The sequence below is a fragment of the Pseudoalteromonas sp. SG43-7 genome (assembly GCF_014164295.1).
In the GTDB taxonomy this organism is placed as follows: domain Bacteria; phylum Pseudomonadota; class Gammaproteobacteria; order Enterobacterales; family Alteromonadaceae; genus Pseudoalteromonas; species Pseudoalteromonas rhizosphaerae.
The window spans coordinates 1-20,709 of record NZ_JACJEY010000053.1 but is presented as its reverse complement, the minus strand read 5'-3'; the positions used below and the strand labels follow the sequence as shown (position 1 = coordinate 20,709).

General features: G+C 39.4%; 19 protein-coding genes and 1 other RNA gene. 6 read left to right on the top strand and 14 right to left on the bottom strand.

Translation table 11 applies throughout. The annotated features are described in order from the left end of the window. Nucleotides 1–79 precede the first annotated feature (79 nt). Together H5200_RS18805 and H5200_RS18800 are read left to right on the top strand one after the other, a co-directional pair. Nucleotides 80–925: a LysR family transcriptional regulator gene (locus tag H5200_RS18805; protein WP_145241866.1), complete on the top strand. Its 846-nt coding sequence runs from the start codon at nt 80–82 to the stop codon at nt 923–925. A 206-nt stretch (nt 926–1,131) separates the two neighbouring features. Next, nucleotides 1,132–3,282 carry a TonB-dependent receptor domain-containing protein gene (locus tag H5200_RS18800; RefSeq protein ID WP_182719173.1) on the top strand — a complete coding sequence of 717 codons (2,151 nt, stop codon included), beginning with the start codon at nt 1,132–1,134 and terminating at the stop codon, nt 3,280–3,282. Nucleotides 3,283–3,555: 273 nt separating this feature from the next. On the opposite strand, the gene H5200_RS18795 is transcribed toward H5200_RS18800, so the two are convergent. Genes H5200_RS18795 through H5200_RS18780 form a run of 4 tightly spaced genes read right to left on the bottom strand, consistent with a single transcriptional unit; the run spans nt 3,556 to nt 7,839 of the window. Continuing rightward, nucleotides 3,556–4,722: an FAD-dependent monooxygenase gene (locus H5200_RS18795; RefSeq protein ID WP_182719172.1), complete on the bottom strand. Its 1,167-nt coding sequence runs from the start codon at nt 4,720–4,722 to the stop codon at nt 3,556–3,558. Continuing rightward, nucleotides 4,719–5,903: a 2-octaprenyl-6-methoxyphenyl hydroxylase gene (ubiH, locus tag H5200_RS18790; RefSeq protein ID WP_149983223.1), complete on the bottom strand. Its 1,185-nt coding sequence runs from the start codon at nt 5,901–5,903 to the stop codon at nt 4,719–4,721. Before ubiH ends, H5200_RS18795 begins: the two co-directional genes overlap by 4 nt. 9 nt (nt 5,904–5,912) lie before the next feature. Further along, the gene (gene pepP / locus H5200_RS18785) at nt 5,913–7,244 is read right to left on the bottom strand and encodes a Xaa-Pro aminopeptidase (protein ID WP_182719171.1); all 1,332 of its coding nucleotides are present in this window, start codon (nt 7,242–7,244) and stop codon (nt 5,913–5,915) included. A 31-nt stretch (nt 7,245–7,275) separates the two neighbouring features. Continuing rightward, nucleotides 7,276–7,839, bottom strand: coding sequence for a UPF0149 family protein (locus H5200_RS18780; protein ID WP_145241895.1), 564 nt, complete (start codon nt 7,837–7,839; stop codon nt 7,276–7,278). Between the two features lie 194 nt (nt 7,840–8,033). Between H5200_RS18780 and ssrS the strand changes: the two genes are divergently transcribed. Next, nucleotides 8,034–8,217: non-coding RNA, 6S RNA (ssrS, locus tag H5200_RS18775), on the top strand. 15 nt (nt 8,218–8,232) lie between these two features. On the opposite strand, the gene H5200_RS18770 is transcribed toward ssrS, so the two are convergent. Continuing rightward, complete coding sequence (locus H5200_RS18770) at nt 8,233–9,156, bottom strand: DMT family transporter (protein ID WP_149983224.1); 924 nt, start codon at nt 9,154–9,156, stop codon at nt 8,233–8,235. A 149-nt stretch (nt 9,157–9,305) separates the two neighbouring features. Here H5200_RS18770 and H5200_RS18765 point away from each other — a divergent pair, with 149 nt between their 5' ends. Continuing rightward, a complete protein-coding gene (locus tag H5200_RS18765) occupies nt 9,306–10,208 on the top strand; it encodes a LysR substrate-binding domain-containing protein (RefSeq protein WP_182762185.1) in 903 nt (300 codons plus the stop codon). Nucleotides 10,209–10,237: 29 nt separating this feature from the next. Here the strand turns inward: H5200_RS18765 and H5200_RS18760 are convergent, their stop codons facing one another. The 6 genes from H5200_RS18760 to hrpB all read right to left on the bottom strand — a co-directional run bounded on the left by H5200_RS18760 (nt 10,238) and on the right by hrpB (nt 15,639). Next, on the bottom strand, nt 10,238–10,429 hold the full coding sequence (locus H5200_RS18760) for a DUF3185 family protein (RefSeq protein WP_149983225.1): 192 nt from the start codon (nt 10,427–10,429) through the stop codon (nt 10,238–10,240). Between the two features lie 100 nt (nt 10,430–10,529). Next, complete coding sequence (locus H5200_RS18755; RefSeq protein ID WP_145241905.1) at nt 10,530–10,997, bottom strand: nuclear transport factor 2 family protein; 468 nt, start codon at nt 10,995–10,997, stop codon at nt 10,530–10,532. A gap of 446 nt (nt 10,998–11,443) precedes the next feature. Beyond that, on the bottom strand, nt 11,444–11,806 hold the full coding sequence (gene bamE, locus H5200_RS18750; protein WP_145241390.1) for an outer membrane protein assembly factor BamE: 363 nt from the start codon (nt 11,804–11,806) through the stop codon (nt 11,444–11,446). A 415-nt stretch (nt 11,807–12,221) separates the two neighbouring features. Continuing rightward, complete coding sequence (locus H5200_RS18745; protein WP_182762184.1) at nt 12,222–12,635, bottom strand: DUF4019 domain-containing protein; 414 nt, start codon at nt 12,633–12,635, stop codon at nt 12,222–12,224. Between the two features lie 120 nt (nt 12,636–12,755). After that, the gene (locus H5200_RS18740) at nt 12,756–13,100 is read right to left on the bottom strand and encodes a 5-carboxymethyl-2-hydroxymuconate Delta-isomerase (protein WP_182762182.1); all 345 of its coding nucleotides are present in this window, start codon (nt 13,098–13,100) and stop codon (nt 12,756–12,758) included. 115 nt (nt 13,101–13,215) lie between these two features. Continuing rightward, complete coding sequence (gene hrpB, locus H5200_RS18735; RefSeq protein WP_182762181.1) at nt 13,216–15,639, bottom strand: ATP-dependent helicase HrpB; 2,424 nt, start codon at nt 15,637–15,639, stop codon at nt 13,216–13,218. Between the two features lie 268 nt (nt 15,640–15,907). Between hrpB and H5200_RS18730 the strand changes: the two genes are divergently transcribed. Next, nucleotides 15,908–16,105 (top strand): CsbD family protein, encoded by a 198-nt coding sequence (locus tag H5200_RS18730; RefSeq protein ID WP_149983230.1) that lies wholly within the window; start codon nt 15,908–15,910, stop codon nt 16,103–16,105. A 220-nt stretch (nt 16,106–16,325) separates the two neighbouring features. Further along, a complete protein-coding gene (locus tag H5200_RS18725; RefSeq protein WP_182740790.1) occupies nt 16,326–16,958 on the top strand; it encodes an RpiB/LacA/LacB family sugar-phosphate isomerase in 633 nt (210 codons plus the stop codon). A 63-nt stretch (nt 16,959–17,021) separates the two neighbouring features. Here H5200_RS18725 and H5200_RS18720 read toward each other — a convergent pair whose 3' ends face one another. From H5200_RS18720 to H5200_RS18710, 3 genes are all read right to left on the bottom strand, one after another. Continuing rightward, nucleotides 17,022–17,780 (bottom strand): hypothetical protein, encoded by a 759-nt coding sequence (locus tag H5200_RS18720; RefSeq protein WP_182762180.1) that lies wholly within the window; start codon nt 17,778–17,780, stop codon nt 17,022–17,024. Nucleotides 17,781–17,959: 179 nt separating this feature from the next. After that, nucleotides 17,960–20,122: a DKNYY domain-containing protein gene (locus tag H5200_RS18715; protein WP_182762179.1), complete on the bottom strand. Its 2,163-nt coding sequence runs from the start codon at nt 20,120–20,122 to the stop codon at nt 17,960–17,962. A gap of 166 nt (nt 20,123–20,288) precedes the next feature. After that, nucleotides 20,289–20,709 (bottom strand): tRNA-dihydrouridine synthase (locus H5200_RS18710; protein ID WP_182762178.1); only part of this gene is annotated, 421 nt, incomplete at its 5' end.

The window sequence follows — 20,709 nt, the reverse complement described above, 5'->3', positions numbered from 1 at the left end:
TAGCAACAACAAATTGTAATTATTAATCAATTGATAAATAATACTTATCAATCTACCCCCATAAATTGTAATTTTTAATATGAAAAATATCTCAACAGACAGCTTACGCACGTTAGTTACTGTGGTTGAAGTAGCAGGTTTTGCTAAAGCAGGTGATTTACTTGGCTTATCGCAACCCGCTGTAAGTTTACAAATAAAGCGGTTAGAAGAAATGCTCGGGCATAAGCTATTTAAAAAACAAGGCCAGCGCCAAGTACTCAATCAATACGGTGAACTGCTGCTGCCGATGGCAAAGCAAATGCTGCTGCAAAACGACACCATTTTGCAATTATTTACTAAAGAGAATGTGACCGGTAAGGTGAGGTTGGGAATACCCAGCGAATTTGCCGCTCGGATCTTACCCGCTATTATCGGTGACTTTGTGGCACTTTACCCTGAAGTATCGTTAGAGGTTAAATCGCGTTTAAGTAAGCATTTATTGTCGGTTTCACGAGAAGACCAGTTTGATTTAGTACTGGCGTTAAATGAAGATTTAAACTCTGAAAAGTTCCCTGTTTTTATGCAAGACCAACTGGTCTGGGTTGGTGATTTATCAATAGCACAAAATGACGTTGTTACGCTTGTGACTGCACCGGAAGGTTGTATTTATCGACGCCGCGCCATCGAGGCATTGCAACTTGCAGGTATTAAGTACCGCATAAGTTATAGTAACGCTGATTTAACAGGCCTTACTGCGGCTTTAAAAGAAGGATTAGGGATCACCGTTTTAGCTAGAAGCACAGTGCCTAATGAACTTAACTATGAGTTAAACACCGCTATTTTACCGAGCCTAGGTAAAATAGGTATTAGCTTAACAAAGCATGCAGAACAAGCCGAGCATGCGGTAGATAAACTTGCCGAGTTTATTGCATTACGCTTGACTTAATAGCTAACAAAAAGCCGCCTTTAGTTACCTTTTGATAATTTAGATTATCGCAACGAATATAGTAATACAATATTAACAACAATATGTTTTCATATTTATATTCAAAAACTTACTTAACGATCGGAATTGTTACAAATAGGATTGATTCGTATTATTTTACATGTTTAAATTGCGCCAGTTAAAATTAGACACATACAGGATCTATAATGCCTCCTAAGCTTATTGTTTCAACACTTTCGATGGCTATTGCTTTATCATTAAGCGCTAATGCCGTTGCAAATGATGCAACAAATAAAAAAAAGAACTTTGAGCAAATTACCGTTATTGGCTCGCAAGCTGCTATTAACGATATTCCGGGCTCTGCTACATTTATCTCAGACGAACAATTACAAAAATTCGAATTTACCGATATTTCTCGTGTTTTAGCATCTGTACCAGGTGTTTATGTGCAAGAAGAAGATGGTTATGGCCTGCGCCCTAACATTGGTATGCGTGGCACAGGTACTGGCCGTAACGATAAAATATCAGTAATGGAAGATGGTGTTCTCGTAGCACCCGCACCTTACTCAGCGCCATCGGCTTACTACTTCCCTACTATGGGCCGTATGGAGTCGATTGAAGTATTAAAAGGCGCAGCCTCTGTTAAGTATGGTCCGCGTACAACCGGTGGTGTTTTAAACTTACTTTCGCGCAGCTTACCGACCGAAGGTTCAACGGGTTTAGTAAACGCCGAACTCGGTAGCGATGGTTTTTATAAGGGCCATGCTTACTTCGGTAAAGAAAAAAACAACGCAGCTGGCCTTATTGAAGTTTTCAGCTATGGTGCAGATGGCTTTAAAGAATTACCTGTAGGTAGCGACAACACAGGCTTTGAAAAAACAGATTTTTTACTTAAATTTGGTTATAAGTTTGGTGAAAACAACGCGCATAACCTAGAGATGAAAATTAAGTACTCTGATGAACAATCTGATGAAACTTACATGGGTTTAACAGAAGAAGATTATAAAGCGTCACCAAACCGTCGTTATGCCGCATCACAAAAAGACCAAATGAACACGCAACATAATGCATACCAATTAAACTATGCTTATCGTTTTGGTGATGGTTATGAGTTATTAGCGACAGCTTACCTCAATGATTTTCATCGTAATTGGTACAAAGCGAGCAAAGTAAGTGAAAGCTATTTAGCACAGTACAGTGAATTTGAAGCGGCACCAACAGCTGAAGGTATTGAAGGCATTGGTATTAAAGCAAATAACCGCGACTACCAAGCCAAAGGTGTGCAATCAGAGTTGCACATTCCTGCGGGCGATCACTATGTGACTGTTGGCGTGCGCTACCACGAAGACGAAATGGATCGTTTTCAGTGGGAAGACAAATACACACTTAATCAAGATTTAAGTATGACCTTAACGTCTCAGGGCGTTCCGGGTTCTGACAGCAATCGTGTAGATAGTGCAAAAGCAACAACGTTATTCATTCAAGACCAGTGGTCAATCGATGCATTAGTGATTAATGCAGGCCTTCGTTATGAAGACATCACAATTACCCGCGTAGAGTGGTCAAAGTCTGATCCTAAACGTGAAAATGGCTTAACTAAAGACGTTTCAAACGATACACAAATCTTAGTGCCATCACTGGGGGCAACTTACACCGTAAGCGACAGCCTAACGCTACTTGCAGGTATTCAGCAAGGTTACGCTCCTGCTGCACCAGGTAATGCAGACCAAGAAGAAGAGGAAAGCGTAAACATTGAGTTTGGTGGCCGTTATAACGTTGCTGGTTTTAATGGTGAAATCATTGCATTCTTCTCTGATTACAGCAATATGCATGGAAATTGTACTGCATCTGTAGGCTGTAGTGATGAAAACATTGGCGACCAATACAACTACGGCGAAGTAGAAGTATCGGGCTTTGAGTTCTCTGCAGGTCGTATTTTCGAAACTAATAGCGCAACATTCCCTGTACGCTTAACTTACACTTATACGGATTCACAGTTTAAAAATGATTTTGCATCAGATATCTGGGGCCAAGTAAATAAAGGCGATGCAATGCCTTACGTTCCAGAGAATCAAATCGCTCTTTCATTTGGTGCCGTGCTTTCAAGCTTTGCATTTGATACGCAAGTGCGTTATGTATCTGACGCACATGCTGATTTAAGTGCTGACGGCTTGAATGCAATCGACAGCCGTGTTGTGTGGGATTTAGCCGCTAAATATTTAATTGATGACAAGCAAAAAGTATATCTAACGGTTGATAACTTGTTTGATAACACTTACATCGCTAACCGCGCAAACGGTGGTATTCAACCAGGTAAACCACGCACAATCCAAATGGGTTACAGCTACGCGTTTTAAGTAAACGCTAAAGGTAAAGGCTAAAAATTATAAAAGCAGTGCTTGTTAAGTCAAAGTACTGCTTTTTTGTAGATCGTGATTTATCACGAAAGTAGTGCGTAAATTGAACTGATATAAAATCGCAAACCTCAGCACCTTTGGGCTAAAACCCAGCTAACAGGTAGACACCGAGCTTATCTGGATTATTTTATCAAATTTAAGGCATAAAAAAGCGCGGTATAAAATCACACTACTCATCACTTAGCTAGCCTAACATCTATCTCACTAACTCTGCTACTTCCCTATCGCTTGCTTGGCAAACAGGTGCTTAATTGGGCCTAAGTTATCAACCAAGCTTAAACCCACACCACGTACCAGTTTTTTAAGTGGGTTAGCGCCTGCAAATAATTCTTTTAAGCCTTGCATCATGGCAATATGCTTTTGTGCATCAAGCTTGCGGGTACGCTCGTAATCACGCAATAGTCGATTACTGGCAAACTCTTTATTGTCAGCAGTTAAAAGCTCAATAAGGTAAGCGGCATCTTTAAGGCCTAAGTTCATACCAAGTCCTGCTAACGGATGAATGGTATGTGCGGCATCGCCCATTAATACCACTTTACCTGTCACCCATTGCTGCGCGTAACGCATTTTCAAAGGGAACGCTGTGCGCGCACTTTGTACCTCACATAAACCGCATTGGCCATCAAGGGCTGCCATAACTGCTTTATTAAAATCGCTATCATCCATGGCTAGTAACGTTTGGCAATGCGCAGGACTGGTTGACCATACAATTGAGTGCGTATTGGCATCTGGCAGCGGTAAAAACGCCAGTGGTCCAGTAGGTAAAAATACTTGGCGCGCAGTATTATTATGTGGCTCAGTGGTTCTTACCGTCGCAACGATGGCGTTATGATCATAATCTTTAAACGTAATGGGCAAATTAAACTGTTTCCGAATCGCTGAATTTGCGCCATCGGCTGCCACTAATAACTTGGCTATAACTGGCTCACCAGAGTCTAAGGTTATAAAGACGTCATTGTCACTTTGGTGTATTTGTTGATAGCGTGTATCAAACATAAGCGTTGCTTGGCTGTATTGTTCTAATTCATTGATCAGTGCATAACGAATGATGTCGTTTTCAACAATATGACCTAAATGAGGAAGGTCCAGTTCATCGCTGTTAAAAGCAATTTTGCCAAAGCTATCTTGGTCGCGCACATCCATATGGGTATAGGCGCGTGCTCTTTGAGCAATGATCTCAGGCCACACTTGCAAAGATTCAAACAAGTGTTGGCTGGCAAGGCTCAGTGCACTTACGCGCAAAGCGTATTCATCGCCTGGCAATACTTGTTTTGCTGCCGCATCAATTACTACTACACTGATATTGGCTTTAACAAGCCCCAGCGCGAGGGTTAAGCCAACACAGCCGCCCCCCACAACACATACTTGTGTCTGTTTCATAGTCGTTTACCTTGTTTAACCTGACCCATTAATTGCTTAGCTAAAGGTGTTTTTAAAGAAGAACACAAATCCATGGCGAATAGACCACAGCTGCGACCAAATGCGAGTATTCGTGATGAGTTTGAAAATAACCGCACTAAAGAATCTGTTAACGTCATTACAGTGGTTATATCTTGGTTACGTTGTTTGGCATATTCACGGGTAAATAGGTAACTGCCAATTGCCAATTCGCTCTTTACTAATTCACATAGAAGTTGCACATCGCGCAGGCCTAAATTAAAGCCCTGCCCTGCAATAGGATGAATCGCATGCCCTGCATTGCCAATTAGTACCGTACGGTGAGCACTTAATGACTCAGCACGGCCATACACCAGTGGATAGTTTGCACGCATGCCGACTTTAGTAAATTGCCCGCCACGATAACCAAATGCAGTTTGCAAAGCACTTACAAAAGCGCTGTCGTCAAGCTGCATATGCGCGTCAATATCGGCTTTATCCATACACCATACTAACGAGTAACGGTTATTACTCATCGGGAGTAATGCCATTGGTCCATGCTCAGTAAAGCGCTCAAAAGCATGGTTATGATGACCACCTGCCACTTCAATATTGGCAATGATCGCCCCTTGTGAATAAGGCTCAGGAGTAAAATTGATCTTTGCCAGCTGGCGAGTAGCCGATTGCGCACCGTCGGCAATCACCACTAATTGGCCATTAAGTTGAGCACCAGACTGCAAAGTAATACTTGCAAAATCATGCTGATAGGTAATATCTGCAACACTGTCAGGGCAATACATGACCACTTGGGTAGCTGCAAGTTGTTGATGTAAAGCACGACCAAACGGATTTACCTCAACAACATAACCTAGAGCTGACTGCGAAAATTGCGCACAATCGATCTGCGTTTTACCAAAGTGACCGCGATCCGACACGGTCACTTTTTTAATTGCCGCAGCAAATGAGGCATCAATATCAAAGGCATTAATGGTCTGTAAAAATTGCACCGATTGTTGTGCTAAGGCGATACTTCGGTCGTCAAAACTAGGATGGTGTTCAGTGCTTGGTTGATTTGCTTCAACCACCGCAATCGTTAATTGCGGCGCATGTTTCGCAAGACTCAGCGCACAACTGGCACCCGCTAAGCCACCACCGATAATAACAACATCAAACTGCTCTGCCACGTTATGCTCCTAGCGGTTAATTGCTTGCTTTTGCATTAACGCTTCAATCTCGCTGATACTTTTTGGCACACTCAAAGTAAGATTTTCGTGGCCTTGCTCGGTCACTAACAGGTTATCTTCAATACGAATACCAATGCCCTTATATTGCTCAGGTGCTTGCGCATCTAGGCTAACATACAAGCCAGGTTCAATAGTGAGTACCATACCAGCTTCAAATGGGCGTTCTTTTTCGTCTTTTTTATAGTCGCCTACATCATGCACATCAAGGCCAAGCCAATGACCAAGGCCGTGCATATAAAATGCTTTACATGCTTGGTTATCAAGTAACTCTTGTAACTCACCTTGCAAAATACCTAAATCAACTAAGCCTTGGGTGAGCACTGTCATCGCTAATTTATTAGCCTTTGATAAGCTACCACCGGGCTTTACTTCAGTAAACGCTGCTGCTTGCGCCGCTAGAACAATGTTATAAAGCTCAGCTTGAGGTTGACTAAATTGCCCATTAATAGGGAAAGTACGCGTAATATCTGCCGCGTAACCTTGCAGTTCAGCGCCAGAATCAATCAGCACTAAATCACCGTCGGTCAGCACATCACTGTTAGCAGTGTAATGCAATATATTGGCGTTATCGCCACCGCCGACAATGGTGCCATAGGCGGGATGACGCGCACCATGCATAGCGTAATGATGATGAAGCTCGGCTTCTAGCTGATATTCGGTAGCGCCTGGCTTTGCAAACTGCATAGCACGAATATGTCCTTGGGCACTTATTTCACACGCTTGGCGCATAATATTCACCTCAGCAGGTGATTTAAATAAACGCATTTCGTGCACTAAACCACGAATATCTTTAATCGTATGTGGCGCTTTATAACCTTTTTTAGGCGCGCCACGCAGCGTCTTTAATAACGCCCACACTTTATCGTCAAACTGTGGATAAGTACCTTGTGCATAAAATAAAATCTGCTGACCGTTCACCAAATTCAATAATTGTTCAGTTAGTTCACTCAGTGCACATGTTTGGTCGAATAAATAATCTTTTTTAGCTTTTTCAAAACCAATACGACGACCATGCCAAATTTCCGCCAGCTTATCTTTGTTCAAACAAAACAGCGTACTCGGTGTATCGCTGCTTGGGCAAAGCACTAACACTGCATCGGGTTCATTAAAGCCAGTTAGGTAGAAGAAGTCGCTATCTTGGCGAAACGCATATTCAGTATCACGGCTGCGGGTTACTTCACTTGCCGCTGGAATGATAGCCACACTGTTTGGTTCCATCATGGCAAGTAAACGATCTCTGCGTGCTTTAAACTCTGCTTTTTCTATTTTAACTGTTGGCATTATAAACCCTGTTTATACTGTTAATTTTAACTTAGTGAAGTGTTTTTTTAGTGCTTTTTGGCGCTTGCTCTTGACCAAGTTCAGCAAAACACAACAGCGCAGAAACTCGCACATATTCAATTACTTCGTGCAATGCTTGGCTGTCTTCTTCGGTTTCATCAAACATGGTATCTAAACGCGTAATTTCACTAAAATCACTGATCACTTCTTTTACATCAGCTGATAACTTGCCATAGTCTTTTTGTTTTAAGCCAAAACCAAGCATAAATCCAGCGACCCATGACACTAAACCATTCGCTTGATCTACTAAGGTTTCGTCATCACTTGGTAAAAATAAATCAAATTGAAACTCTTCGTTGTTAAAACTTTCTACAACTTGCTTATAAATAATGGCAAAAAATTCTTTCAGATCATGGCTAAATGCTTGGCCATCATTAAACACATCGCTTAATAAGCCTAAGTATTCTTTGGCTTCAATACTCAAGCCGCAGGCTAATAATCCACTGATCACGCCGTGTGCTTCTGAAGGAGTGACAAATATTTCGTTTTTTTCCAATAGTAATTGGGCTTGTTGGTAATCTGGTAATTCGTTCATGCTGAGATCTTCGCTTGGCTAATTAAGTCAATGCTACCACTCGATAAATAGCAACTCCAATGAAAAGTATGATTGAGGTCAAAAAGCAATCCGAAAAGTAAATAGCCAGTTACCAGTGCTGGAAAATTACCCGAACAGTATAATTATTTTGAATTTGGGGTGTAAGGATTGGCTTATGTCTTATATACTGAATTTGTTCCCTAGGGTGTTGGAGCTTGGTTAAGTCCCTGAGCCGATAAATTTTATGTTAGGGTTTCTGTTCGTCTGCTATTGTGCAAGCTCGGCATGTACCGAGAAGCCTACGGCAAACCGCAGATTCCCGCCCTGAGACCTTATGGTTTCAGGACTGACACCGAGTGCCGCATACTTGGGGAACACCTTTCTTACCTTCCTTTATACTATCTGCTGTTGTGCTTTAAACCATTGATAATAATATGAGCCAAATGTATTTAATAGCGTCGCAAATGCAATTAAGCTCGTACCCAGAATTTGCATCAAACTCATTACGGTACTAAAAAATAAAAACTGGAATAACACCGCAAAGATTAAGTTAGTATAAATTAAAGGCGCCAGCTGTGAGTTTGAATCAACTAATCTATATGCTTTGGAACGAAAAAACTGAGTTGCAGCAGTTGAAAGTCCTAAAAACAATAATAACAATAAGATCCCCTGCTCGAAATTGACTATCATTATTATACTTTGTTGATACTCAACTTGGCTGGTAAAAATAACCATCACAGGTAAAACAAACAATGCTGCAATTGCAAAACAGCACCCGTTTATTACCAAGATAGGTAAATTTATTTTACTGGCTCTAAATAAAGCAACTTGCGAGCAACCATTAAAAAAACCAGCCGCTAAACCTATTAATAATTCCCAGCGCCACGTTATCCCTTGTACGGTTAAGTTTTGCATCACCACGCCAATGCCCATTAATATTAAGGTAGGTAAAACCATTCGACTGATTTTGGTTTTATAAAAATAGCGCTCAAGTAGCGGAATAAATAACGGCCCAGTACTAAATAATACCACGGCCTCAATTAACGTTAAGCGACTTAAGGCCAACATAAAACAACCTTGGCAACTGGCAATAAAAATGGCACGTAAGATAAATGCCCCCCAAGCTGCTTGATTTGGCATCACCCAGCGGCTGCATGCAGCAATAAACAACATAACTAACGCAGGAAGTAATAAACGCAACATCACTAATATTGCATCACTAAAATACTCAGTTAAAAGCTTTGAAAATAAACTATTCAACGCTAAAGTAAATGTGGATAACAGCATAAACATACTGGGTCGTAATAAAGCAGCCATAACAACTCCTTTCTCAACGAGAAACACATTTCACATTGAGAATGATAAGCTTAACATTAATCTGAGGCGCTAAATTAGCGTAAATAGGTAGAATGAAAAAGCGAGTAATTATGCACAAACCTGTAAGTAAAACTTAACAAAGAGAAACTATGGCTAACTCTATTCCTTTAAAATCGCTTCATAGTTTTATTGCAGTCGCAGAAACTGGAAGTATGATCCTCGCTGCTGAGCAATTAAATATTAGTCATTCTGCAATAAGCCAAGCAATTAAGTCTCTTGAATCGCAACTAAACACTCAATTATTTACTCGTATCGGCCGACGCGTTGAGCTAAATAGCACGGGTAAACGCTATTACCTGCGAGTACAGCCAGCTCTAAATGAGATTATAGCTGCAAGTTTTGAGATCTCTGCGAGTCAGCTCTGCGCGCACTTAACTTTAAATATGGTGAACTCGATGGCATTGCATTGGTGGATCCCACGAGTAGCGGAACTACAAGCTTACGCGCCAGAGTTAGATGTGCGTTTATCTAATTTAGTCGGAGAGTTTAACTTAGAGCAACATGGCGTGGATGTCGCTTTGGTGCATGGTAAACAACAAGATTGGGCGCAATATCACTGCGAAAAACTGGCTGATGATGAGCTTATTTTAGTATGTAGTCCTGAATTAATAAAAACCTTGCCCACAGATTGCCAAACTGGCAAAGAGCTACTTACTCGTTTCCCGGCTATTTTTGCCATAAACCCACGCCGCGATAACGATTGGCACGTATGGTGTAACGCCCATCAATTAGCAATACCGAAACAACATAAAAATCTCACTTTTAATATTTCAGTACAAGCAACGCAAGCGGCAATGCGCCAATTAGGTGTTTTGGTCACCCATAAACAATTTGTAAAAGATGATATTCAACAGGGCATGCTGGTGCAAATAGGTGAGCCGGTATTAAACCCACATCAACAGTTTTATTTTGCTACCAGCCATAGCAAGCGTGAACAAGCCACTATATTGATATTAAAAAAATGGTTAAAATCGCAGTTTTCTAATCAATAAAAGTTTATCAGCCTACGGCTTACTAAAAGTTAATTTTTAACTTTTAGTGCACCTAATACAATACAGACAACACCACCGACCATTCCAGCCCATGCCTCGATGGGTGTATCACCACTAAAAGTTCGCGTAATTTGCGCACTTGCAGAGTCATAAACGTCATAACCCCAAAAAGCCAGTGCAGCTCCAATACAGATCAGCACAATACCAATTACTTTATTCATTTTAATTCCTATTAAAGCTAACAGAGGTAATCTCTAAAAATACGCTAAGATATTGATTTAAGCAAAAACTAAAAATAACCTTCACACCGCTATTTAAAAATTACTCATGGTATTTACGGATCACCGCAATCTTACCGTTTTCAATTTCTAGAACATCCATCAACGTTTGGGTGTATTCAATCAGTTGCTTGTTTTGCGGGTGCACACCTTTCGCGTGTTGCGTGTAACGAATCGCAATAGCGGTATTATTAAATATGAAAGTATCAAGTAACTTTGCTTCATATTCAGTGTGGGCACCTAGATAAAAAGTCATACCTTTGCGCATCATGGCCTTACCGTCAGGTGAACGAGAATCATCGCTTTGATAAGGTAGGTGTTGATTAGCAACATCATCAGTGAGTAACGCTAAAAAAGCTTCGAGTTCTTTACTGCTAGCTTTAGGCGCCTGAGTTGCCGTCATGGTGGAAAAATATTGCTGGGCGAGTCCTTCTAGTTCGTTATTTTCGTCTTTTGCATGTAAGTTAAAAGTTGCGATAACAGCTAACAATAAAAAAGTAACGTATTTCATTATGCTCTCTTGCATTGTGTTTAATTATCACTCTATCAAAACAGCAACAAACTAAAATGTATAGTCTTTTTATAATAAATCACGCTTCGCCGGATGGTTTTATAAAATACTCTTATAAAATATCATCTAAAAGGCTGGCTTGTTCTGGACAATCTCAGTAAGCATGTAGCGAATCTTCTACAACTTAAGACCCATACCTTTTTAATTAAATTATTTTAATGTTCACCGGCACTTTCAATGCATAATAAAATTAACACACTCAATAACTTATTTAAATAAAAAGTCATTAGACTAACAACCAGCCTATAATTTACTTTAAAATAAATATAAAACTTAATGACCATTTAATATAAAAAAGTGATTGATTTAGGGAGAGGATAAATAATAGGGGTATTACGACTGCTAAGCAGCCGTAATAGAAATGCGTTGAAATAGATAGTAACGAGTTATAGGTGTGAAGAACTACCAGCTGATTCATTGAATGATAAACCTGATACAATGCCTTTAGCATTAAAACGGATTGTTACATTCTTTGTCTCATTTTGAGAACCACCGACATGGCCTGCGTATGGAATAAAGCCTACACCACCGCCTTGACCTTCGCTGTAGCTGTATGTCCATACAACTTCGTCATTACCTATATCATTAACGCCCATAGGGTCGCCAATCGCTTCTTTGACTTGCTCTTGAGTTGTTTCGCCTTTTTTGAAGCCTTTTACAACTTCCATATCAAAATCACGGCCTTGTGAGGTGCTATTACATGCGGCCAAAACAAACGCCATTGCAATTGTTAATAATATCTTTTTCATGTCATTCCTTAATAATTATCTTTTAAATTCCATTTCAACGCGATTAAGCGCGTTAATTATGAACAAAAAAAATAAAATATCAACCCCAAATGGAAACATATTAAAGATAAAAAATTAATCAGTAAAAATGTATAATAAAATAAAAAACAAATACTATAATTATAAATATTTCAATCCCACTTATGATTAGATATTACTTCCCAACCCACTATAGCAACCATTTTATACCATGATTTCATTTGGATAACTTACTCACTAGTAGAGCACAACAATCCACAACTAAAGTAAATTAATGCAACATCAGCAACAATAAATGTCATTATCATTATTTTATTTTTGTAAACTCCAATTTTTAATAATTATTTTATATTTTTTATTTCGTTAAAAAATACAGCTGTAGTAATAATAGGTTAATTCACTGGATAAAATAACCAATCACTTGCCATTGCTCAGCAGATTTTTTTAATGTCACGGTTTCAATCGACTGTGCTTTATTTTCAAAATCAGTTTGAAACTCTAAAATCACATAATCACCGTCAGGCAGTTGCGGTATTGAGGTTAACACTTGACGACTGATACCTTCGCGAGATGTAACAGCACCTAGCGGCGTACGAACTTGCTCTAACTTAGATACCCAAAGCGCTTGCGGTACATTTTTTTGAAAAAACGCCCCAGCCTGCTGCCAACTGTTTGCGTATTTACCACTATCAACAACTTCTAACCAGCTAGTCGCAGGGCCGATTTCTGTTGATACATCAACAACCCTTAGCGTCTGAGCCCACGTTAATGTGCTTATAAATAAACATAAAACAACAATTATATTTTTCATGGTGAGTCCTTTTTTTTATCAAGTTATTTTGCCTCATGCACAAAATCACTGTTCAACTTTGCCATAAATGATTTTCAAAAAACAATCTGCACTGTCGAAGCATCGCTCACTATGTTCTGCTTAAAGCTGGCTTTTATTACAATATGTTGCCTTTTCAAAGTCACTGACATTCATTGCAATATTGTCGATATGTGGGAACATCTGAGTAAGTTTAGTCACTATCGCTTTTGATAATTCAGCTTTTTGCTCAGTCGTTCGCCCCTCCATTATATATCCAAAAACATGAATAAATTCGTGTTGTTTATTACCCACTAAATAACGATTATACGGGTTTACCCTGACTTTAATTTCATGCTCAGCAAACAAACCCAATGCGTTTGCGGTGTGATGAATTTGTTCATTAATGTTATCTTCATCATGATGAGTCAAGATACTCTGCGAGCAATCTATAATAAAGTGTGGCATTAAATAACTCCTTGTTTATGCAGTCAATAAGTATTTAATTTACCTTTTTTTTAAACTATAAAACACTGCTTAATAGTCAATTTTACTCTTGCTAACTTTGTCCTTGCTAACTCATTCACATCTTACTTTTAACTTTACTCGTAGCCACACTGGTGGCGGGGTTATCAGGCCAAAAGTGTTTTGGATAACGACCTTTCATTTCTTTTTGCACCTCCCGATAGCTGGTTTGCCAAAAGCCAGCAAGATCTTGTGTTAGTTGTAAAGGTCGTCTTGCTGGTGAGAGTAGTTCCATTAATAAGGGTAACTTGCCTTGCGCTAATATTGGCGTACTGGTCATGCCGTACACTTCTTGCATACGAACACTGAGTTTTGCAGGGCCGTCGAGTTGATATTCAATACGAATATTTGAGCCACTTGGAACTGACACTCTCAGCGGGAATAAATCATTTAATGCATTTTGCTGTTGCCAATTAAAACAACTTTGCAAGGCATTAAAGTAGTTAAACTTTTTCAATTGTTCGAGGGTTTTTATATCTTCCAGAAAAGCACCTAACCAAAGCTGTGCGTCATCGATTAAGCTTTGTTTAGTGACGACAGGAAATTGCTCCGGCACTAAATTACTGGCTAAACACATACGAGTAAGTAACTGCTCACTGTCGCTTTGTTCATTAAATAATTCAAAGCCTTGTTTTTGAAATAAAGCTAACCACGCTTTCGCCCGCTCACTTTTATCAAGCTGATGTTTACTCGGTTGACTAGTAACTGTAATTGCCCCTAGTTTGACTTCATCTTGATGAATAAAGCGCCCTGTTTTTTCGTCAAATTCACAACGCGTTTGCGCACTAAATAAATGTGTCAGTTCATCCTCAATCTCTGTAGGAGTAAACGCAACAGCTGCAAAAATACGACTGCCTTTTTGGCCTCCCATTGAAGCAATTGCAAGGTAGTCCTCGTTATGCCAATGCTCGTTGTTTAGCTCAGCACCTGCGCCATTGGCAAGCAAGTAACCATTGCCACGCTTTTTAGCTAATCGATCAGGAAAAGCAAACGCCACCAGCAAAGCCAAATAAGTGGTTTGTAATTCGCGTACATCAGTTAGCTTTAATCGCTTTAACCAAAATTTCAGTTGCTGTTTAAATACCGGATGTGGCCGAGCATGTTGGCTGTGTAATGCTAAGCTTAAATCTGCGGCATGGCTTATCCGACTCTCTAATAACGCAATTAAATACGCCGCTAATGTATAAATACCTGGCATCTGAGGTTCGAGTTGCTGCGCTTTAATTAGCATGTGCGCTAGGCGAATATCCGCGCCAAAACTTAGCATACGTGTACCGAGGGGGGTCAATTTATTATTATTATCGAGCGCCTCTAACATTTGTAGTAATTTTGTTGTTTGCTGTATTTGTTGTGCTGTTGGACTATCTAACAAGCTTAGATCAGTTAACTCCGCGCCCCAGCATTTTGCCTCCAATAATAATTGGCTAATATCAGCACTTAAAATTTCTGGCGCATCATGGCTATTACGCCGCTCAAAGGTTTGTTTTGAACCAAGCCTATAAACTACTCCGGGCTCAATACGCCCTGCCCGCCCAGCTCGTTGAATTGCCGATGAGCGAGAAATACTTTGTGTGGTGAGTTCAGTAACGCCAGTTTTTAAATTAAAACTAGCAGTGCGGCGCTTGCCACTATCAACCACAATACGAATACCTTCAATGGTTAAGCTAGTTTCGGCAACATTGGTGGTCAGCACCACTTTACGAGTACCTTTTGCTGCAGGGGCAATTGCAGCTTGTTGAGATGCTTTATCTTGTTCACCAAACAGAGTAACTACATGGCAATTTGCAGGCAAATCTGACAGCGCTTGTTGTACGCGGTTGATCTCATATTGACCGGGCAAAAAAACTAACGCACTGCCTGTTTGTTCAACTAAAGCTTGTTTGATAATACTGGCCATAGCGTCAAGCCAGCGGCTTTCATCTTTAATAGGTATGTAAATTTCATCGATGGGAAAGCTACGCCCGTGGGAACTAATAATTGAACAATCAAAAAACTGCTGATAGCGTTCGCTATCAAGGGTTGCCGACATCAATAAAATCGTTAAATCATCACGCAGTGCAGCTTGAGATTCTAATGCAAACGCTAATGCGGTATCGGCCGCAATAGAGCGCTCATGAAATTCATCAAATATCAGTAGGTCAACGCCACTGAGCTCTGGGTCGTTTTGTAGCATACGCGTGAGCATGCCCTCGGTAACAATTTCAAGGCGGGTATTAACACTGACTTTGGTTTCCTGCCTGATACGTAAACCAACGCTTTGCCCTACGGTTTCGTTTTGGCACTGTGCTAAATAGTTGGCAATATTACGTGCAGCTAAGCGACGCGGCTCAAGCATGACAATGTGCTTAAAGTGCCCGTCGCGCATCAACTGCAATGGTAACCATGTTGACTTGCCCGCACCCGGCGGCGCTTGTAGCAAGGTAATCGGATCACTTTGTAATGTAGTAACGAGTTGTTGATATATGTCTTTAACCGGCAGCACAGCTATTTATCCTAAATTGCTTTACCGATATTGTAACAAAAAACTGTAGTAAATCAGATTCATAAAATCGGTGATTATTGAGTGTTTGCAATAATTACAGACCGTTGCGTAGATTTTTTAGCTTATAATCTATTAAAAACTTATCTCTAAACAAGGGGGATTTAACCTATTGATTATTAATGATAAAGTTATAATTTAATTTTGGTACAAGCCTTGCTTCTTTATAACTGAAAGTAAATTCACAAACCGACATTATAAGGAGCTAATTATGAACAGTGATCTTATCGAAGGTAATTGGAAAGAACTTAAAGGTAAAGCGCAACGTAAATGGGGCGATCTTACTGACGATGATTTAGATAAAATTGAAGGTAGCCGTAAAGAACTGGTTGGTAAAATTCAACAAGCATACGGTAAATCGAAAGAAGAAGCTGAGCGTGAAGTTGATGAGTTTGAAAAAGGCCATTAATCAATAACGTTAGGTAACTACAAAACCGCCTGAGCAGGCGGTTTTTTATTTTTAAACTCAAATAGCTGCTTTCATAATGAAGTTAAACTCAAAGCTCCTATGGTACTTCCTAACCTCTAGCAACTTACACAAATACTAATATTTAATAGATAACAACATTTGCCACCGGTAGCATTGGTATGTAGAATCAACTCAACGTTAACAAAATTGGTAGAGTCAAATGAAAATCGCATTAATGAACGAATTCAGTCAAGCGGCAAAAAACCCAATTGTACTTGAACAGCTTAACACTGTTGCTAATGCACAAAATCACCAAGTATTTAATGTGGGTATGGATGGCGATAACGATCATCGACTAACCTATATTCACCTAGGAATTATCGCAAGCTTACTGCTCAACTCTAAAGCGGTAGATTTTGTAGTGACCGGTTGTGGCACAGGTCAAGGCGCACTCATGGCGAGCAATGCGTTTCCTGGTGTGAGCTGTGGTTATTGTATTGATCCATCAGATGCTTACCTATTTGCACAAATAAACAATGGTAATGCACTCGCTTTACCCTATGCAAAAGGCTTTGGCTGGGGCGCTGAGTTAAATATTAAATATATATTTGAAAAAGCATTTACCGGCGAAAAAGGCCAAGGGTATCCAGCAGAACGTAAAGAGTCACAAGTAACAAATGCAGGTATTTTAAATCAACTAAAAGTGGATGTTGCTAAAGATTACTTAAGCGCACTTGAAGCTATTGATCCTGAGCTGATTAAACAAGCGATTGGCGGACCACGTTTTCAAGAGTGCTTTTTCGCACATTGCCAAGACGACGCAATTGCTGCGTTTGTTAAAGCGCGTATTTAATAAAATAGCGCCCTATATTTTAGGGGAGAACCCTCCCCTTTTTGCATCTAAGATAATTAACTTTTAACTTCCAGTGTTGATAATATCCTGAGACAAAATGCGCTTATCATCTTTATATACTTCAAGCCAACCTGGTGGTGAGGTATCACAGCCAATCACTGTAACTTGTAATACGTAGCTGTAACGGCCGTTTTTAAATGTGTAACTATGATTACCGCCACTGCCCTCAAATTCGATCTCACCTTTTAGTAAGACTATATCTGGCTTATCGCTGGTTTTTTTATCAATGCTCCACGACGCATAGCGGAAGTTTCCATCACCTAAGTCATCAATGCGAATACGGTATTTAGCTGTTTGCCAATCTAAAATAGGCTCTACAAAAGCATTAATACTTGGGTGAAGCGCTTGCTTATCAGCTGCTATTAAATTTTTAGCCAGCAATTGTTCTTTAGCTGTTTGGTAATTGATACCGATGATTTTCCCATCCGTATCTACCCAAACGACACCGCTATTTAGCATAATGCCGCGCCAACCTACTTTATCCCAGTCAGTATCGATATTTGAATCAACAATCTGTTTAATAAGCGTCTTATCAAACACGTCATCAAAACGCTCAACTAACTCAGCTTCATTATTAATATCAGGCACTGGATATGTGCGCGAAAGCGGATAACGAATATGTGAGGAAATAGCCGCTTTATCGTGGTTTTTAAATGCTTTTATAAGATCTACAATAGGCTGTTGATATTGTTGTTCAAGCGCAAAACTATTTGCGCTAAACATGAGAGATAAAAATAAGCCGGTATAATATAAAAATTTCATTTAAGTCCTTTATTTTGATGATTCAGTTAATGAACATCATGTTATTTATCTGTTTCGGTTTATACCATTCACAACAACTTTTAGCCATGTTGCCCAAAGTCAATATTGTGTAAATTGATGTAGCGACTAACAAGGAGCAACATACGCCTTTATAGACTCTACAACGTGTTAATTCAATTTTATAAACAAACGATATGACCATTACGAATAGTGAACTGATGATTATCATCAACAAACTGCGCATAACCCATAATTTTAAAGCTAGCGGGATCAGCGTGTTCCACTCTTTTTTCGCGAAAGTAGACATTATTTTTATCAACTGACACGTTATTACCTATCACTTTAAATGAAGAGACATCCGCATCCATGATTTCACTATCAATAAAAAACACTCGCAGATTATCAATCGCGTAGACTTCATCAAGAAATACGGTTTCATCAGCATTTAAAGGTAAAAGGTGCTGATTATGATAAACCCCTTGATTGTCTCGTTGAAAAAACCGAGTACTCAGTTGATACGAAGATGCCTCTGCACCACTTAAATAATGTGTTTTATAATAAACATGGCGGTTATCTTTCACAATGTCATCATTAAGTATCTTCATATTACTTACTTCAATATCAAGACGGGTTGACTGGTAATAAAGCGTGTTGTTGTCGTGAATAAAATTATGATTTAAAATCGTAACGTCAAGAGGATTAAGTTCAGGGAGTTTTTCTTGATTACAAAAAACAGCTTTTTTATCACGCGAAAAGCCATACTCTAATACCTCAAAGGTATCAGGATCAGCATCTTGTATCGCTAACTCTTGAAAATACACTGTATCAGGCGTTTTTAAAAAACACTCATCTATAAGTACAATATTCTCGGTATTAATATCAAAGATGGTATCTACTATTTCAAAATCATTATCAAAAATATAGACATTACTTTTATCTTTAAAGCGATTGTCATCAAGGGCTTCAAACGTATTTGGGTCGCCTTTATCAAGTAATTCTTGTTGGTAAAATAGTCGATCAGCACAGGCATAAAATGGAAAAATCAGCCTATGCCACTCTTTTGCATTTGCACCAGCAATAACGCCTCTGTTTGAGATGATTTTATCATCCACTCTTAATAATAATTCATCAAAAATTTCTGCTGTTTCGTAACCCCCTTCATAAACAACCTCATCTTTATAATAAATATGGGTTTCATCTTTCGCCCAAGTACAATTGATTGAAGAAAAAGAAGCTAAATCAGCGTCAAACGGATGTTCTTTATCAGCCCAATACAGGGTATCGTTTACGGCAAAGTAATCATTATCGTAATCAACAAATACATCATCACACTGGGCTATTTGTGTAATATTTAGAAAGTCAGTATAAATGCCGTTTTTATCACCAACAAAACTTTGTGAAATATAATAGAAACTCTCAGCATCAAATAGAGCAATACGTTGCCCTGAGCGATAAACCCAGTTTTTATCAGCCGAATAACGTCCGTAAATAATGCGAAAAGATGCCAAGTCTGCACCGATAATGGCTTCACCAAAATAATAAACTGTTTGCTTGTCTTTACTATATTGTTGATATGCATCTTGTTCTTTACCATCAATCACGACAAATGATTTAGCATCCGCACCTTTAATAATCTTTGAAAATTCATAAACATGATTTTTATCTTTTGCTAAAGTCGTGGTGATCACTTCAAACGTTGCAGCATCCGCTTGTGAAATAACATCTGTACCACAGACAACAACATGATCATCTTTTGCATAATTAAAATGTAAAACCCTAAAGTCTACTAACGTTAATTGAGGTACTGGTCTGTCGTAGTAATAGAGTTGTTCGCCGTCTTGCGTAAATCCTGTTTCTTCATTTACAAAAAATGAAAATTCAAGCTCATGTAACGCAATAGGATATTCTTTTTCATCAATTTCGAGAGTAAAGCTTGAGTCATCATTTTGCTTTAGCTGGGCTTTGCATCCATTAAGCTTACTAAAGTGGTAACGCGTTTGTGTGGTTGGCATTTTGCTCAAGTCAGTATTTATTTTTTGTCCATAAAGCTGCCCGTCAATATAAGTGTATTGTACTGCATCTTTATCATCACAAGGCTCAAATACTAATCCGTCTCGGGTGCGTAAGCAGGTTTGCCCAGTAATCCAATAATAGCCTAACGTTGGCGGAGAAAAATCAATAATAGAGCCATTGTCACTTTCATAAAGCACACAATCTTCAGACTCAATGATGATCTCTAAAGGCAGTGATGGCTCAACAACATTACCCGTTGCCATACTGACAAACACATTATCAAACAAATCTAAGCGCTGGTGGTATTGCGCTTGAAAATAATATTTCATATAACTCCTTTTATTAAACTTTCTTTGATCATAGCTATAAAAGGCAGAGTTATATGCTGGGATATATACTTATTCAGAGGGTTTTCCTTAATAAGCGTATTAAAAACTGGCTTGAATAGTCAAAGCCTCTCACACTAGAAGATTATCTAGTTATGAGAGGTAGTAATCAATCGCGTATCAGTAATGACTTAAGTTCATGTGGCTGGCAGCGCAAGTATTGCGGCGCGGCTTGTATTGTAACTCCGAGCTCCGCTGCGGCATGCCAAGGCCAACGTGGGTTATAAAGAATACCACGCGCCAACGCAATCGCATCAGCTTTACCTTCGCAGATAATATCTTCAGCTTGTTGAGCTTGAGTAATTAAGCCTACAGCAATAACCGGCATAGAAACGTTATTACTTATTGCATGGGCAAAACCGACTTGATAATTAGGGGCAACTTTAATTTGCTGCTGTGCAGTCAAGCCGCCACTTGATACGTGTATATAATGGCAACCACGAGCGTCTAAAGCTTGAGAAAATACGATACTTTGCTCGATATCCCAGCCATTATCAGCCCAATCACTTGCACTTATACGTACACCAATC